This window comes from Subtercola sp. RTI3 (assembly GCF_035018625.1).
Lineage (GTDB): Bacteria > Actinomycetota > Actinomycetes > Actinomycetales > Microbacteriaceae > Subtercola > Subtercola vilae.
This window is the reverse complement of sequence record NZ_JASJXO010000069.1, coordinates 1-15,421: the sequence shown is the minus strand read 5'-3', so window position 1 is coordinate 15,421 and position 15,421 is coordinate 1. Positions and strand designations below refer to the sequence as shown.

The 15,421-nt window shown below is 65.8% G+C and carries 14 protein-coding genes and 1 tRNA gene; 6 read left to right on the top strand and 9 right to left on the bottom strand.

Going from position 1 to position 15,421, the window contains the following annotated elements; translation table 11 throughout:
• Positions 1-61 precede the first annotated feature (61 nt).
• From QN358_RS17405 to QN358_RS17390, 4 genes are all read left to right on the top strand, one after another.
• The gene (locus QN358_RS17405; RefSeq protein ID WP_323513103.1) at positions 62-1,039 is read left to right on the top strand and encodes an aldo/keto reductase; all 978 of its coding nucleotides are present in this window, start codon (positions 62-64) and stop codon (positions 1,037-1,039) included.
• Between the two features lie 56 nt (positions 1,040-1,095).
• The gene (locus tag QN358_RS17400) at positions 1,096-2,748 is read left to right on the top strand and encodes a GMC family oxidoreductase (protein WP_136643631.1); all 1,653 of its coding nucleotides are present in this window, start codon (positions 1,096-1,098) and stop codon (positions 2,746-2,748) included.
• A gap of 66 nt (positions 2,749-2,814) precedes the next feature.
• Positions 2,815-3,531 carry a gluconate 2-dehydrogenase subunit 3 family protein gene (locus QN358_RS17395; RefSeq protein WP_136643632.1) on the top strand — a complete coding sequence of 239 codons (717 nt, stop codon included), beginning with the start codon at positions 2,815-2,817 and terminating at the stop codon, positions 3,529-3,531.
• Positions 3,532-3,594: 63 nt separating this feature from the next.
• Positions 3,595-4,626: a LacI family DNA-binding transcriptional regulator gene (locus QN358_RS17390; protein WP_323513102.1), complete on the top strand. Its 1,032-nt coding sequence runs from the start codon at positions 3,595-3,597 to the stop codon at positions 4,624-4,626.
• A gap of 324 nt (positions 4,627-4,950) precedes the next feature.
• On the opposite strand, the gene QN358_RS17385 is transcribed toward QN358_RS17390, so the two are convergent.
• From QN358_RS17385 to QN358_RS17345, 9 genes are all read right to left on the bottom strand, one after another.
• Positions 4,951-5,024 (bottom strand) — tRNA-Leu (locus QN358_RS17385).
• 87 nt (positions 5,025-5,111) lie between these two features.
• A complete protein-coding gene (locus QN358_RS17380) occupies positions 5,112-6,530 on the bottom strand; it encodes an NAD(P)/FAD-dependent oxidoreductase (RefSeq protein ID WP_136643633.1) in 1,419 nt (472 codons plus the stop codon).
• 115 nt (positions 6,531-6,645) lie between these two features.
• Positions 6,646-7,161 (bottom strand): DUF501 domain-containing protein, encoded by a 516-nt coding sequence (locus tag QN358_RS17375; protein WP_136643634.1) that lies wholly within the window; start codon positions 7,159-7,161, stop codon positions 6,646-6,648.
• A complete protein-coding gene (locus tag QN358_RS17370) occupies positions 7,158-7,658 on the bottom strand; it encodes an FtsB family cell division protein (protein WP_136643635.1) in 501 nt (166 codons plus the stop codon). The genes QN358_RS17375 and QN358_RS17370 overlap by 4 nt, the downstream gene beginning before the upstream one ends.
• Positions 7,659-7,710: 52 nt before the next feature.
• A complete protein-coding gene (gene eno, locus QN358_RS17365; protein WP_136643636.1) occupies positions 7,711-8,991 on the bottom strand; it encodes a phosphopyruvate hydratase in 1,281 nt (426 codons plus the stop codon).
• 83 nt (positions 8,992-9,074) lie between these two features.
• The gene (locus tag QN358_RS17360) at positions 9,075-10,319 is read right to left on the bottom strand and encodes an MFS transporter (protein WP_136643637.1); all 1,245 of its coding nucleotides are present in this window, start codon (positions 10,317-10,319) and stop codon (positions 9,075-9,077) included.
• A 2-nt stretch (positions 10,320-10,321) separates the two neighbouring features.
• Positions 10,322-10,759, bottom strand: coding sequence for a MarR family winged helix-turn-helix transcriptional regulator (locus QN358_RS17355; RefSeq protein ID WP_136643638.1), 438 nt, complete (start codon positions 10,757-10,759; stop codon positions 10,322-10,324).
• 96 nt (positions 10,760-10,855) lie between these two features.
• Complete coding sequence (hisS, locus tag QN358_RS17350; RefSeq protein WP_323513101.1) at positions 10,856-12,130, bottom strand: histidine--tRNA ligase; 1,275 nt, start codon at positions 12,128-12,130, stop codon at positions 10,856-10,858.
• A gap of 53 nt (positions 12,131-12,183) precedes the next feature.
• A complete protein-coding gene (locus tag QN358_RS17345) occupies positions 12,184-13,071 on the bottom strand; it encodes a MazG family protein (RefSeq protein WP_323513100.1) in 888 nt (295 codons plus the stop codon).
• A 136-nt stretch (positions 13,072-13,207) separates the two neighbouring features.
• Between QN358_RS17345 and QN358_RS17340 the strand changes: the two genes are divergently transcribed.
• Entirely contained in the window at positions 13,208-14,539 is a 1,332-nt protein-coding gene (locus QN358_RS17340) for a Na+/H+ antiporter NhaA (protein ID WP_323513099.1), read from the top strand.
• A partial coding sequence (locus QN358_RS17335) for an EamA family transporter (protein ID WP_323513098.1) occupies positions 14,536-15,421 on the top strand: 886 nt, incomplete at its 3' end. The genes QN358_RS17340 and QN358_RS17335, both read left to right, overlap by 4 nt.

The window sequence follows — 15,421 nt, the reverse complement described above, 5'->3', positions numbered from 1 at the left end:
AGATGTGTATAAGAGACAGCCTACCCCCTCTCACCGGCACCGAAAACGCTAGGAGCACCCCATGACGGCAGACAATCCCACCCCGCTTCTCACTACTCGCAGTCTCGGCCGAACACCGCTGTTCGTGTCATCAGTCTGCGTCGGAACAAGCGCCCTGGGCAGCTTTCCGGCGCAATATGGCTACGAAGTCAGCTCAGAAACTGCCGTGGCGACCATTAAGCGAGTGTTCGACGGGCCGTTCACCTTCATCGACACCTCCAACGAGTACGGCGGGGGCGCCAGCGAGCGCCGCATCGGCCGGGCGATCCGTGAAAACGGCGGAGTTCCTGACGGATTTCTCATCGCCACGAAGGTCGACCCGCTGCCGGGTTCGACCGACTTCTCGGGCGACCGCGTCAAGAAGTCGATCGACGAGAGTCTCGAAAGATTGGGGCTCGACACCCTTCCGCTGGTCTATCTGCACGACCCCGAGAAGATCACGTTCGAGCAGGCTACCGCTGCGGGCGGACCGCTCGAAGCACTTATCGAGTTGAAACAGCAGGGGGTCATCCAGCACCTCGGTGTGGCAGGGGGCCCGATCGATGTCGAACTGCAGTACCTCGCCACCGAGGTCTTCGACGCGGTGATCAGCCACAACAGATTCACGCTGGTCGAACAGACGGCCGAACCCCTGCTCGACGACGCCCACCGCCGCGGTGTGGCATTCATCAACGCAGCACCATTCGGCGGCGGGATGCTCGTGAAGGGCCCCGACGCTGTACCGACGTATTGCTACGCACCGGTAAGCGACGGCACTCTCGCCCGGGTCCGCGAGATGGAACGGCTGTGCCTGGCCGCAGGTGTACCGCTCGCGGCCGCGGCCCTGCAGTTCTCGCTGCGCGACGAACGGGTCACCTCGACCATCGTCGGAATGTCGGAACCCGGCCGCGTCGACCAGACCGTTGCACTGGCCGGCATCGAGATTCCCGACGAGTTGTGGAGCGAACTCCTGCCCCTGGCCCACGTGGGGCGCGCCGGAATCGAAGCCTTCGCAGGGTGAGCCGTCATCGACGGCTACCGAGCAAGCGCATCAGAAACGAACAGAAAGAGCACCTCATGAAGACCAAGAAGAACCCCGAACCGGTCGATGTCGTCATCGTCGGGGCAGGGGCAGGTGGCGCAACGGCAGCAAAGGTGCTGACCGAGGCCGGAATGCGCGTCGTCGGGCTGGAGCGCGGGCCATGGCTGAAGCCCGAGCACGCCTCGGGCGACGAGCTGAAGTATCTGAACAGAAACTTCATCTGGCAAGACCCGAAGCTCAAACCGCGCACCTACCGACCGAACGACAGGGAAGAGGCCGTGGTGACCAACTTCTCGGCGACCCCTCAAGTCGTCGGGGGTGGCACGACACACTGGGGCGGCATGGTACCGCGAATGACCGAGAACGACTTCAAGCTGCGCTCGATCCACGGCGACGTCGAGGGAGCAAGCCTGGTCGACTGGCCGATCACCTACGACGAACTCGAGCCGTACTACACCCGCGTGGAGTGGGAATTCGGCACATCCGGTCTCGGCGGCGCGAACCGCTGGGAGGGCCGGCGCAGCAGGGGGTACCCGACAAAGCCGTCGCCCCTCAGCCAGATCGGCCGCACCTTCGCCACCGCAATGGACAAGCTCGGCCACAGCACGTTCCCCATGCCGCAGGGCATGGTGACGGAACCGTACCGCGGGCGGCAGCCGTTCAGCGAGAACGGCTTCTGGCAGCAATACCCCGACCCAGGAACCGGCAAGTCGTCCACGCTCATCAGCTTCATTCCCGACGCGATCAACACCGGCCTGTACGACTTGCGGTCGGATTGTTACGTCAGCGAGATTCTCGTCGGCCCTGATGGCAAGGCCACCGGGGTGCGTTACCAAGACGAAGACGGCGATGAGTGGGTTCAGCTGGCGAACGCAGTCATCGTCTGCGGCGGCGGAATCGAGACTCCGCGCCTTCTGCTGATGTCTAAGTCGGCCCTCTTTCCCGACGGGCTGGCGAACAGCAGCGGGCAGGTCGGTCGCAACGCGACGTTCCACCAGTACTCCTTCTCGGTCGGCCTCTTCGACCGTGATCTGACAGACCCGCTGTACGGATGGTCTGGGCACTACATGAGCGGGTGCTCGTTCGACTTTTACGAGACTGACGAGAGCCGCGGCCACATTCTCGGTTCGCTCATCTTTCCGTCGAACCTGGGTCACCCGGTCAACTGGAGTTTTCCCGGGCGCCCCACCTGGGGTTCGGCGGCTAAAGACGCCGACCGCGAACTGTTCAACCACACGATGAAGATCGGCATACTGCTGCACGATCTGCCGGTCGAGAGCAACCGCGTCGACCTCGATCCGACGGTGACCGACGCGTGGGGGCTACCCGTCGCTCGCATCACGCACACGCCGCACTGGAACGACTTCGCCCAAGAGAAATGGCAGGTCGCGAAGAACGGCGAGGTTCTCGAGGCGGCCGGCGCCCGAAAGGTCATCCCCGTGAACATGGAACGCATCACCGGCAACACTTCGCACGAACTCGGCACGACGCGAATGGGTGACGACCCGGCGACCTCGGTCGTCGATCGGTGGTGCCGCACGCACGACGTGCCCAACCTGTACGTGTTCGACGCGAGCTTCTTTCCGACAGCGACGGGCATCAACCCGGCACTGACGATCATGGCCAACGCGTGGCGCTGCGCCGACCAGATCATCAGGGTCGACTCGCGGGGCTGGGCGCAGGGCTAGCCGGGCATCCACCCGACCTCCCCGGCGCGCAACACTCTCTCACCACTACGACAAGGAGACCCCCTCATGGGACAAGCAGAATGGGTGACGGACCCGATCTCGACGCGCGACGTCGACGGGCCGATCTACTTCAGCGACGAAGACTGGCGCACAATCGAAGCCGCCGCCGCCCGCATCATTCCGACCGACAATCACCCGGGCGCGACCGAGGCGCACGTCGTGCGCTTCATCGACCGGATGCTCGCGGGAACCCAATTCGTGTTCGCGGCGGCCGACGGTGAAGGTTTTCTGCGCATGCAGGGCCGCGAAGAAAGGGCCTGGGCCGAGCGCATCGAACAACGCCGCGACCTGTACCGTTCGGGTCTGATTCAGTTGTGTGACGTCTCCGTCGGGCGGTTCGGTGCGCACTTCGTTGCGCTCTCGTGCGACCAGCAAGACGCTGTGCTCGAAGAACTCTCGGGTGAACCGAAGCCCACGAAGTTCTCGTTCGATGCGCCGGAAGACGACGGCCTCGGGGGCGCCCCGGCCGGAAATCAGCCGGTGAACGAAGACTTTCTGTCGTTCTTTCCGTTGCTCGTGCTGAACTCGAGGCAGGGTTTTTATAGCGACCCGGTCTACGGCGGAAACGAGAACCGCATCGGCTGGGCAGTAATCGGGTTCGACGGGCCACCCACCCTCGCCTCGACAATGGATGGCAGCTACACGACGAAGAAATACATGATCGTCGATGCGGAATGGCCGTACGAGCGACACCCGGAGGTGCTGCGCTACCGGCGGCCGTGACACCGGCGGCTGTCGCATAATGGAGGAGGCGGCAAGAGGCAGAGCAGTGAGGGGTGCAAGACCATGACGAGAACTGCGTCGAAGTCGAAAGGTGCCCGGATGGTCGACGTCGCCGCGCTGGCCGGGGTGTCTCAACAGACGGTGTCGCGGGTGGTCAACAACGCCCACAACGTGTCGCCCGACATCCGCGAACGTGTGCAGACTGCTATCGAGCAGCTCAGGTATCGGCGCAACACGGCCGCGGCGGCGCTGGCCAGCAGCCGCACGATGAACCTCGGCGTGGTCAGTTACGCTTTGTCGGTTCACGGGCCGTCGGTGGCGCTCTTCGGTATCTCTGAGCAGGCGCGCCTCAACGGATACTCCACGCGTTTGGTGACCCTCGGCGAACTCGACCACCGCAGCATCCGCTCGGCGTTGAACGAGCTCAGCGCCGACGAGGTCGACGGTGTCATCGTGCTCGCGCCGTTGTATGCCGCCCTGGAAGTGCTGCGCGGGCTTGAGAGCGACGTGCCGGTCGTGACCTTCGAGCAGGGTTCGCCGGCCAGCGCCACCAGCGTCTCTATCGACGAGGTGCGGGGTGCGCGCTTGGCTGTCGGTCACCTGCTCGACCTCGGTCACGACACTGTCTGGCACATCGAAGGCCCGCAGGGCTGGCTGGCGACGGATGCTCGGCGACGCGGCTGGGCAGAAGAACTCTCATCGCGGGGCAAGGCGCTGCCGCCTGTCGTGAAGACAGCCGACTGGAGTGCGCTTGCGGGGTACCGGGCCGGGTTGCAGTTGGCCGAGCATCCGGAGGTCACTGCTGTCTTCGCTGCCAACGATCCGTTTGCGCTGGGGGCCGTGAAGGCGTTCGACGAGAAAGGGTTGTCTGTTCCGGGCCAGATCAGCGTCGTGGGCTTCGACAACGTCGCCGAGTCGGCGTACTTTCGGCCCGCGCTGACCACGGTGTACCTCGACTTCGAAGAGATCGGGCGGCGCGCGGTCGAGCAGATTCTCGCCCTGATGAGGCGCGAAGAGTCGCAGCCGATACCGCTGATCGTGCCGAGCCTGATCGTGCGAGACAGTGCCGCGAAGCCGCTGCGACGGGCGGAGTGAGCGCACCGCTGCTGCACTACACCGGGGTTCACCACATCGCCGAATACTTTCGGGCGGCGCCCTCTGAGGCCCGTGAGACATTCGCTTGATACATGGCCGAAATACCGCGCTAGTGAGACACAATCATCTATTTTCGGTCGGCGTCGAAAGTCGTCGTGCTGGGTACGTTGCGACTCGTCCAGAGGCGATCAGAATGACCAACCAGGCACCTGCAACTCGAACTGTTTCAAAGTGTGTCCGAAATGTGTCCAAAGACGAGAACCAGAGGCAAGCAAAAGGCCATACTTCCTCCCGAAGAAAGGGAAGTAGGGCCTTCGCAATGAGTACCCCCAGAGGGACTCGAACCCTCACTGTGTCGATTTTAAGTCGACTGCCTCTGCCAATTGGGCTATGGGGGCCCGTAAAACCGTCACTCTGCTAAACACGAACCGCACGACCCGAACATCAGGCCGTGCGGTCAGTGAGAGAGCATGTGACGAGTACGCCTACTCTTTCGAGACGGCGCCGCCCACGACGACGGGTGCATCCGCCGGCCCCGGATGCCCGGCAGGGGCCTCAGCGGGCGCAGCAGCGGCCGGCGCAGCGGGGCGCGGGCGCGATGCGAACTCTTCGAACGCGGCACGAGGGGTGACGCGGGCTTCGAGCGAAACGATGTCGCGGCCGAGGAAGAAGTTGAGCACCCAACCCCAGATGACGCGGAACTTGCGCTCGTAGCTCGGCATGGCGAGACCGTGGTAACCGCGGTGCATGAACCACGCGAGAATACCCGTGATGCCGATCTTGCCCGACTGGAATGCGCCCACACCGATACCGAGACCGGCGACGGCGCCCGCATTCTTGTGGAAGTACTCGTGCACCTCTTCGCCACGCAGCTCGGCAACGAGGTTCTTCGCGAGCAGCTTGCCCTGGCGAACGGCGTGCTGGGCGTTGGGAACGCAGAAACCGCCCACGCCGCCACCGGTGAGGTCAGGAACAGCAGACACGTCGCCGGCGCCCCAGGCGTCGATCACGATCTCGTTGTTCTCGTCGTGCACGCGAAGGTCGGGGCGCACGCGCAGGCGACCTCGTTCTTCGATGGGCAGGTCGGTGTTCTTCAGCATGGGGCTGGCCATGACGCCGGCCGTCCACACGATGGTGTCAGATTCGAATGACTCGCCGGTCGAGAGCTCGATGACGCCGCCGACGGCAGACTTCAGCTGGGTGTCGAGATGGATCTCGGCGCCGCGCTCGGCCAGGTTCTTGATGACCCAGCCTGCGGTCTTCAACGAAACCTCGGGCATGATGCGGCCCATGGCCTCGATGAGGTGGAAGTGGGTGTCTTCGAACGCGAGCTCGGGGTACTTCGAGAGCAGGTCGCTGGCGAACGAACGCATCTCGGCGAAGATCTCGATGCCGGCGAAACCGCCGCCAACCACGACGAACGTGAGCAGACGGTCGCGCTCGGCACCTTCGGGCAGCTGCGATGCCTTGTCGAAGTTGGTGAGGATGCGGTCGCGGATGGCGACGGCCTCTTCGATGGTCTTGAGGCCGATGGCCTCGTCGGCGACCCCGGGAATGGGGAACGTGCGGGAGACCGAGCCGGCCGTGACGACGATCATGTCGTACTCGAGCTCGTAGGCCTCACCGATGTTCGGGGTGATGGTGGCCGACTTCTCGCCGTGGGTGATCTTGGTGACCTTGCCGGCGATGATCTTGGTCGACTTCAGGTGACGACGAAGCGAGACGACAGCGTGGCGGGGCTCGATGGAGCCGGAGGCGACCTCCGGCAGGAAGGGCTGGTAGGTCATGTACGGAAGCGGGTCGACGACAGTGACCTCGGCCTCGCCGCGGCGAAGCCAGTTTTCGAGCTTCCAGGCGGTGTAGAAACCGGCGTAGCCGCCGCCGACGATCAGGATTTTGGGCACAGTAAAGGATCTCCTCAGTGAAGGTACAAGCCATAGGCTACTACCTTCGCAGCGCTGCCCCGGCACACCGAAACGGCCGGAACGCCGCGAAGCTGTTCACGGGCCCGCACTGGCCTTAGGTAAGAGAGTAGTCGATGCACTCGCACACGAGCGGCGACCAGTCTCCGCGTGCCAGCGCCAGGTCGCCGATGGGGTTGACCCCGGGCCCCGCTGACAGAGCGTGTGCGGCCAGCGCGTGCAGGCATTTCACGCGCACGGGCATACCGCCGGCCGAGATGCCGGCGATCTCGTCGACCACCGCAATGCCCTCGCGGTCGGCGATGTACTGCTCGTGGGCAGCGACGTAGGCGGCCTTCACTTCTGCATCGTCGGCGAGCATCGCCTGGTACTCGGGCATCACCTGGGTGGCCTCGAGGTCTGACATCGCCGCCGTGGCCGCGGGGTGGCTCAGGTAGTAGAGGGTGGGAAACGGGGTACCGTCGTCGAGCCGGGGGGCCGTCGCCACAACCGTGGGGGCTCCGCACACACAGCGCGCAGAGATTCCGAGCACGTTGCGCGCGGGCCTGCCGAGCTGTGCCGAAACGGTGGCGATATCGGCGGCGGTGGGCGGGTCGAACGGTGGTGTGGTCATTTGCTGCCTGTAGGGGTAGACCCGAGTTGATCGGGGGTTTGGGTACTCAACGCCGCGGTCATGCCTGAGGCGAACAGGGCCGCCATCCAATTGCTCTGGGTCGACTGGATGCTCGTGCTCACCGGCGCGGTGGCCGCCGCCGCCCCGGGCTTGGTGTCGTCGAGCACCAGAAACCCGGTCTCGCCGGGCATCACGAAGTAGAGCCGGTCGCGGGCCTCGGCGCGAATGTAGGCCGGGTCGCTCCACCGGGCGACCTCTGACGTGAGCGCCGAGTTCTGCGTCTGGGCGGCAGCCACGCTCTGCTGCAGGTCGGCGATCTGCTGGCGCTGCTCAATGAAGATGCGGGCACCGGGTGCCACGATGACGACGAAAAGCACCAGCACGATGAGCATGAGCACGGTGAAACCGGAGAACCGTATGCTGCGCAACCAGTTCGTGGGCTGGTTCTCCCCCGCGCGTGCGGGAGCTGCGGGTCTGTGCTTTTCGAATGGTCGCATCGGGATGTTCCTCACAACTGTCTTTCGTGCGTGAGGAACACCCCCGCGAGACTTACGCCCGGAAGCGCGGGAACGCCGTGCGGCCGGCGTAGACGGCTGCTTCGGCGAGCTCTTCTTCGATCCTCAAGAGTTGATTGTACTTAGCGACGCGCTCGCTGCGGGCAGGCGCACCGGTCTTGATCTGACCCGAGTTGGTGGCAACGGCGAGGTCGGCGATGGTGGTGTCTTCGGTCTCGCCTGAGCGGTGCGACATCATCGTGGTGTAACCCGAACGCTGTGCAAGCGAGACCGCGTCGAGCGTCTCGGTGAGCGTGCCGATCTGGTTGACCTTCACGAGCATCGAGTTGCCGGCACCGAGCGAGATGCCCTTGGCCAGGCGCACCGGGTTGGTGACGAACAGGTCGTCGCCGACGATCTGAACCTTGCTGCCGATCGAGGCGGTCAGGTGCTGGTAGCCCTCCCAGTCGTCTTCTTCGAGCGGGTCTTCGATGGAGACCAGCGGGTAGTTGGCGAGCAGGTTCTCGAAGTAGCTGCTGAGCTCGGTCGACGAGGTCGCCTTGCCCTCGAACTGGTAGGCGCCGTCGCGGTAGAACTCACTGGCAGCGACATCCATGGCCAGGGCGATGTCTTCACCGGGCGTGAAACCGGCGGCCGTGATGGCCTCGAGAATGAGGTCGAGCGCAGCGGCGTTCGATGACAGGTTCGGCGCGAAGCCGCCCTCGTCGCCGAGCCCGGTGGAGAGACCCTTCTTCGACATGAGCGACTTGAGCGCGTGGTAGGTCTCGACGCCCCAACGCAGGGCCTCAGAGAACGTCTCGGCGCCGATGGGCGCGATCATGAACTCCTGGATGTCGACGTTCGAGTCGGCGTGTGAGCCACCGTTGATGATGTTCATCATCGGAACGGGCAGCACGTGCGCGTTCGGGCCGCCGACGTAGCGGAACAGGGGCAGGTCAGCCGAGTCGGCTGCCGCACGGGCCACGGCCAGCGAGACACCGAGGATGGCGTTCGCGCCGAGGCGGCTCTTGTTCTCGGTACCGTCGAGGTCGATCATCGCGCCGTCGATCAGACGCTGGTCGCTTGCGTCGAAACCTTCGAGCGCCGGGCCGAGCTCGTCGATGACGGCATCGACGGCCTTCAGCACGCCCTTGCCGAGGTAACGGCTCTTGTCGCCGTCGCGCAGTTCGTATGCCTCGAACGCGCCGGTCGACGCGCCAGACGGAACGGCAGCGCGGGAAACCACGCCATCGTCGAGCAGAACCTCGACCTCGACGGTGGGGTTACCACGCGAGTCGAGTATTTCGCGAGCGCCTACGGCTTCGATCAGTGCCACTGGATTGTCTCCTCAGGGTTGAAAATTGCGGATGACGCCGGGAGCGGGCATCCGGGCCCCAGTCTAACGACGAGACGAGCGAGTTACCCTTCGCCGACGCTCAGGGCTTCGGCCTCGATGAGCTCGGTCTCTTCGCCGCCGTTGTCGACACGGGCCAGTGTCTTGCGGCCGAACACCACGAACAACGCAGCCACGATCACTGAACCGGCAGCGGCATACATGGGAAAGCCGGGCGTGATGGCCGCGGCCAGAGCTGCGGCGGCGGGCGGGGCAATGGCGCCGCCGAGAAAGCGCACGGCCGAGTATGCCGATGACGCCACCGTGCGCGGCAGGTCGGTCGCCATCATCACCGACTCGGTGAGAACGGTGTTGACCACTCCGAGCATGAGGCCGCCCACCACGATGCAGACGATGAGCCCGACGGTCGAGGCGATGAGCAGACCGCCGGCGACGAGGTCGAGAGCGAGCAGCACCAGTGCCCCCGTGAGGGCGGTCGTACGCTTCATGCGCGCGGTGAGCATCGGGGCGACGAACACCGAGGTGACGGCGACGCCCATACCCCAGCCGAAGAACGTGAAGCCGAGGCCGATGGCATTCAGCCCCAGCGGAAACGGCGTGTACGCGAGCAGGGTGAAGAAGCCCATGTTGTAGAACAGGGCGGTGAAGGCGAGCAGCCGGATGCTCGGGTTGCCCAGTGCCCGCAGCGGAGCACTCAACCGGGTCGGCGTACGATCGGCCTTCTCGTCTTTCTGGAGCAGCACGGCGATGGCGACAAACCCGACTGCCATGAGCACGGCCGTGCCGAAGAACGGCCCGCGCCAGCTGATCGAGCCGAGCAGGCCCCCCAGCAGCGGGCCGATCGCTATGCCGAGGCCGAGCGCGGCCTCGTAGAGCACAATGGCGCTCGAGGCTCCCCCGCTGGCGGCGCCGACGATCGTCGCGAGCGCGGTGGAGATGAAGAAGGCGTTGCCGAGGCCCCAGCCGCCGCGAAAACCGATGACGGCTTCGACGCTGCCCGAGGCGCCCGCGAGCGCCGCGAAAACCACGATCAGCGCGAGGCCGATCAGCAGCGTCTTCTTGGCGCCGATGCGGCTCGACACGAAGCTGGTGATGAGCATCGCGAGGCCCGTGATGACCAGGTAGCTCGTGAAGAGCAGGCTGGTCTGCGTGGGGCTGGCGTGAAGACTCGAGGCGATGGCCGGCAGAATCGGGTCGACCAGACCAATGCCCATGAAGGCGATGACGCTGGCGAAGGCGACAGCCCACACCGCTTTGGGCTGGTGCAGAATACTCGTTCCGCCGGCACCGTGTGGCGCGTGCACTGACATCGTTACGCCGCCATCTCCTGAACCGTGATGCGGTCGCCGATCAGGTCGGTGGCCTCAGAGAGCACCCCGAGTTCGCGAACGCTGAGATCGGCGAAGAGGGGCTCGAGCGCTGCGCCCAGGCGGTAGCGCCAGTCGTTCAGGGCATTCTGGCCCTTCGGGGCGATGGCGATGTGCCACGCACGGGCGTCAGAAGAGTCGGCGATGCGCTTGATCCACTCGAGCTCGTTGAGGTTCGCGACGATCTTGGTCATCGTGGGCTGGCTGACACGACTGGCCAGGGCCAACTCGCCGATGCGCATGGGGCCGGCCGATGTCAGAACGCTCAGGGTTCGCCAGGCGGCGGGTGAGGTGCTGTCTCCCGTGGCCTGGGCCGCGAGACGGGTAAGACGGTGGGTGACCGTTACAAGATCACCGAGAAGTACTGAGAGTTCGCTGTTCACTTGATTAATTGTATAGCTGAACTATGTATATACCAAATGTGCCAGGGCACAGCTGCGGGCCGGCCGGCCGAAAGAGGCTGGCGCCGCAGCCACGGGTCAGATCGGTTTGACCTCGAGGTCTTCCACGGAGTGGGTAGCGGGGGTCACGAACGCGAAGCTGCCAAAGCCTGAGGCCTGGGCGCGATCGAGTTGCGCCTTGGTGTTCTTGGTGCGGCGTTCGAGTCGCACGCGGGTTCCGGAGGCGATGAGCTGCGTCTTCAGGCCCACGAGTTGGGCAGGAGAGGCGGAGGGGTCGTGCAGCAGCAGCAGGGCATCCGGAGCCCCCACCGAGTCTGACTGCAGAAGATCGACGATGCGCTCGAACCCGATCGAGAAGCCGCAGGCCGCCACCTCTTGGCCGAGAAAGCGACCGATCATGCCGTCGTACCGGCCCCCGCCGCCGAGCGAGAAGGTGAAGTCGGGGTGCGCGATCTCGAAGATGGTTCCCGTGTAGTAGCCCATGCCGCGCACCAGAAACGGGTCGAAGACGAGCTTGGCGGGGTCGATGACGTCGGCGAGGGCGGCAAGCTCAGCAATGAGGGCTTCATCGACCCCGGCGGGCAGCGCCTTGGTGATGGCGCGCACGCCGAACGGGTTGAACTCGAGGGTCGTGACGCGGTGAAAGAAGGCGTCGAGCGCGTCGACAGCGGCCGGGGTCGCACCGCGTTCGCGCAGCTCTGTCACCACGCCGTCGGCGCCGATCTTGTCGAGCTTGTCGACGGTGATCAAGACCTGTGGATGCTCGGCGGCACCGAACCCGAACACATCGAGCATCGCGGTGAGCACGCGGCGATCGTTGATGCGAATGGTGCAGCCGGCCAGCCCCAGCTCATCGAGCGTCGCGAGAGTGGCCGTGATGATCTCGGCCTCGGCCAGCTGGCTCGGCTCGCCGATGATGTCGATGTCGCACTGCACGAACTGGCGGTAGCGGCCCTTCTGCGGGCGCTCGGCTCGCCAGACAGGGGCGATCTGGATGGCACGGAACACGCTCGGCAGCTCGCCGCGGTGACTGGCGTAGAACCGAGCGAGCGGAACGGTCAGGTCAAAGCGCAGCCCGAGGTCGGCGAGCTGCTGTGCGTCGCCCTCTGCGGCCGCCTTCTCGAGATCTTCGGTGGGAATCGCGCGCTTCAGCACGCTGAAGCTCAGCTTCTCGTTGTCGCCGCCGAGGCCGGAGTGCAGGCGCTCGATGTCTTCCATGACCGGGGTCTCGATCTCGTCGAACCCGTGCGCGGTGTAACTCGTGCGGATGATGCCGAGCGCACGCTCGCGGGTCGCCTTCTCGGCGGGCAGAAAGTCGCGCATGCCGCGGGGCGGGGTTATTGCTTGGGCCATGGGTCAATTGTGCCAGCCCGCGGCGTGGGCGAGTGCGCGCGGGTGGCGCGCAGTCAGTCGGCGGCGGGGAGGGCGATCACGCCGGCGTCGAAGGTGTCAGCGGCGAGGCCGGTCGGGTGGGCATCCGGAGCCGGAACCGACGCCGACGCCGACGCCGCTTCGGCCTCACGGATCTCGCCCGAGAGATCGCGGAGCGCGTTTCGGAGCGCCCGCTCGGCGTCGAAGCCCTGCGTCTTGGCCGAGAGTGCGATGGCGAGCAGCAGCGGCCCGAGCTCGTCTTCGCTGGCGAACGCGATGGCCGGGGGCGCCGCGGCGTCGAGCACACCGACCTTCTGCGCCTTGCCGAGCAGCTTGTCGGCGAGCAGCAGCGAGGGCATGCCGAGCGGAATTCCGTCGAGCACGCTCGTGCGACCGGGCTTCTCGACGGCCTTCAGGTCGTCCCACATGCCCACCACATCGGCGGCGCTCTCGGCCGTTGCGTCACCGAAGACGTGCGGGTGCCGGCCCACCATTTTCGCGGTCATGTGGGCCGCGACATCCTGAATGTCGAAGCTCTCACCCGCGGTGTGCGCCGCGAGATCGGCGTGGAAGATGACCTGGTACAGCACGTCACCCAGCTCTTCGAGCAGGTCTTCGCGCGAGCCCGACTCGATGGCGTCGACCAGCTCGTGCGACTCCTCGATGAGGTAGCGCACGAGAGAGGAATGGGTCTGCTCGGCATCCCACGGGCATCCGCCGGGGGCACGGAGTCGTGCGGTCACGGTGATGAGCTCGTCGAGCTTCGACGCAGCAGTGTGTTCGGTTGCGGCTTCCGGATGCCCGGCTCGAGCTGACCCGTCAAGCACCTGCGCGGCCTCGCCAGCAACTGCACCGCCCGGTTCGGCGGCGGGGCGCGGGGCAACGGCATCCGATGGGGGCGAGGAGAACAGCGGAATGGTCACAGAACCTTCAATCGATGAGCCCCGCCCGGCGCGGAGAGGCTTTCGATAGACTGTAACCGGTGTGCCGGGAAGTCTGGTCGGCGGGTGGCGAAGAGCCGCTCTCGCGTTCAGTCGCATCAACGGTCAGGAGACCACTGTGAGCATTCTTCGCTCGGAACGAAACTCGGCCGCCATTCTGTTGGTCGCCGCCGCGCTCGGGCTCGTGCTGGCCAACTCGCCCGCGGGTTCGGCGCTTTTTGCCGCGAAGAATGCCCACGTCGGGTTCGCTGGCATCGGCCTCGACCTGTCGCTCGGGCACTGGATCAGCGACGGCCTGCTGGCCATCTTCTTCTTCATCGTGGCCGTCGAGCTGAAACACGAGCTCGTCGCCGGGTCACTGAACTCCCCCGCCAAGGCGATCGTGCCCGCCATTGCGGCACTCGGCGGGGTCATCGTGCCCGCGGGCGTCTTTCTGATCGCCACGATCGGTAGCCCCTACGGTGACGGATGGCCCATCCCCACCGCCACAGACATCGCATTCGCTCTGGGTGTGCTCGCCATCTTCGGCCGAGCGCTGCCCACCCGCGTACGCATCTTCTTACTGGCGCTGGCTGTGCTCGACGACCTCGTGGCCATTCTGATCATCGCGGTGTTCTTCACCACGTCGCTCAACCTGCCCGCGCTCGGCGGTGCCGCCGTGGCCATCGTGGTGTTCGCGCTGCTCAGCCGCGCACTGGCTCGGCGCCGAACGACCGAACGCGGCGGGCAATGGATGATCGTGGCCGCCATGATCGTCGTCGCCATCGCAGCGTGGTACTTCATGTACCAGTCGGGCGTGCACGCCACGATCGCCGGAGTGGCGCTCGGGCTCGCCATGGCCGGCCCGCCGGCTGCCCGTGCGGCGCACGCACTGCAGCCGATTTCAAACGGGCTCGTTCTACCGCTGTTCGCCTTCGCCGCGGCGCTGGTTGCCATACCGTCGGTGGGCATCGGGCAGCTGACGCCGGCGTTCTGGGGCATCCTCATCGCGCTTCCCGTTGGCAAGGTGGTGGGCATCACCGTGGCGGGAGTGATCGCGAACCGCACGGTCGGCCGCAACTCGCCTGCGCTGCTCAGCCTCGCTGACCTCGTGATGATCGGCGGGCTCGGCGGCATCGGATTCACCGTGTCACTCCTCATGAACGAACTCGCCTTCGCCGGGCTCGACGAGGTCGTCGACGAGGGCACGCTCGCGGTGCTGCTCGGTTCGGCGGTGTCGATCGTGGTGGCCGCTGTGCTGGTGAGCCGGCGTTCGCGGGCGTACGGCGCAGCGGATGCGGATGCGGCTGCGGCTGGTGCGGCAAGTGCGAGCACGCTACCGGCGGGCGGCGGCGCAGACCGCGGCGGCTCAAACGGCACGTCGGGCGGCATGGATGGTGAAGCAACGAAGGGCGACGCGAGCGACGGTGCAGCATCCGGAGCCAGCAGAGCCGGTAACGTGAACGAGTGACCTCGGCTCCCGGTACTGCGCCGCGGCCAGCCACGCTCTGGCCCGTCGGCATCGTGGTGGCCGGGCTGGCGTGCCAGGAGGTCGGCGCATCGTTCGCGGTGGTGCTCTTTCCGGCGGTCGGTGCGCTCGGCATGGTCACGCTGCGCCTGGTGTTCTCTGCCATCATTCTGATGATCGTCTGCCGGCCCCGAATGCGCGGCTACAGCCGCAGCGACTGGATGACCGTTGTCGGGTTCGGTGTTGTGCTCGCCAGCATGAACATGCTCTTCTATGAGGCACTCGACAGGCTGCCGCTCGGAACAACCGTGACTATTGAGGTTCTGGGGCCGCTCGTACTGTCGGTTGTGGTGAGCCGGCGGGCGTCGAGCTGGCTGTGGGCAGTGCTCGCGTTCGCCGGGGTCGTGCTGCTGAGCCAGGCGGGGTCGGGATCGCTCGATCCGGTGGGTGTCGCGTTCGCCGCGGCGGCCGGAGCATGCTGGTCGGGCTACATTCTGCTCTCGTCGCGGTCGGGCGCGCGGTTCCCGAAGCTCGACGGCATTGCTCTAGCGATGGCCGTGGGGGCACTGGTGTCTCTACCGTTCGGAATCGTTTCGGCGGGGGCATCGATCATCCGGCCCTCCTCGCTTCTGCTCGGGTTGGCAGTTGCGGTGCTGTCGTCGACGATTCCGTATGCGTTCGAACTGCTGGCGCTCCGCCGGCTGCCCGAAGCGACGTTCTCGGTTCTGATGAGCCTCGCGCCCGCCATCGCGGCGCTGGCCGGTCTCGTCATCCTGGGCCAGCAGCTCACCTGGGTCGAGGCGCTCGCCATCGCCCTCGTCATCGCGGCGAGCATCGGCGCCGGGCGCGCCGCCGCCATCCGCGCCCTGTCTCTTATACACATCT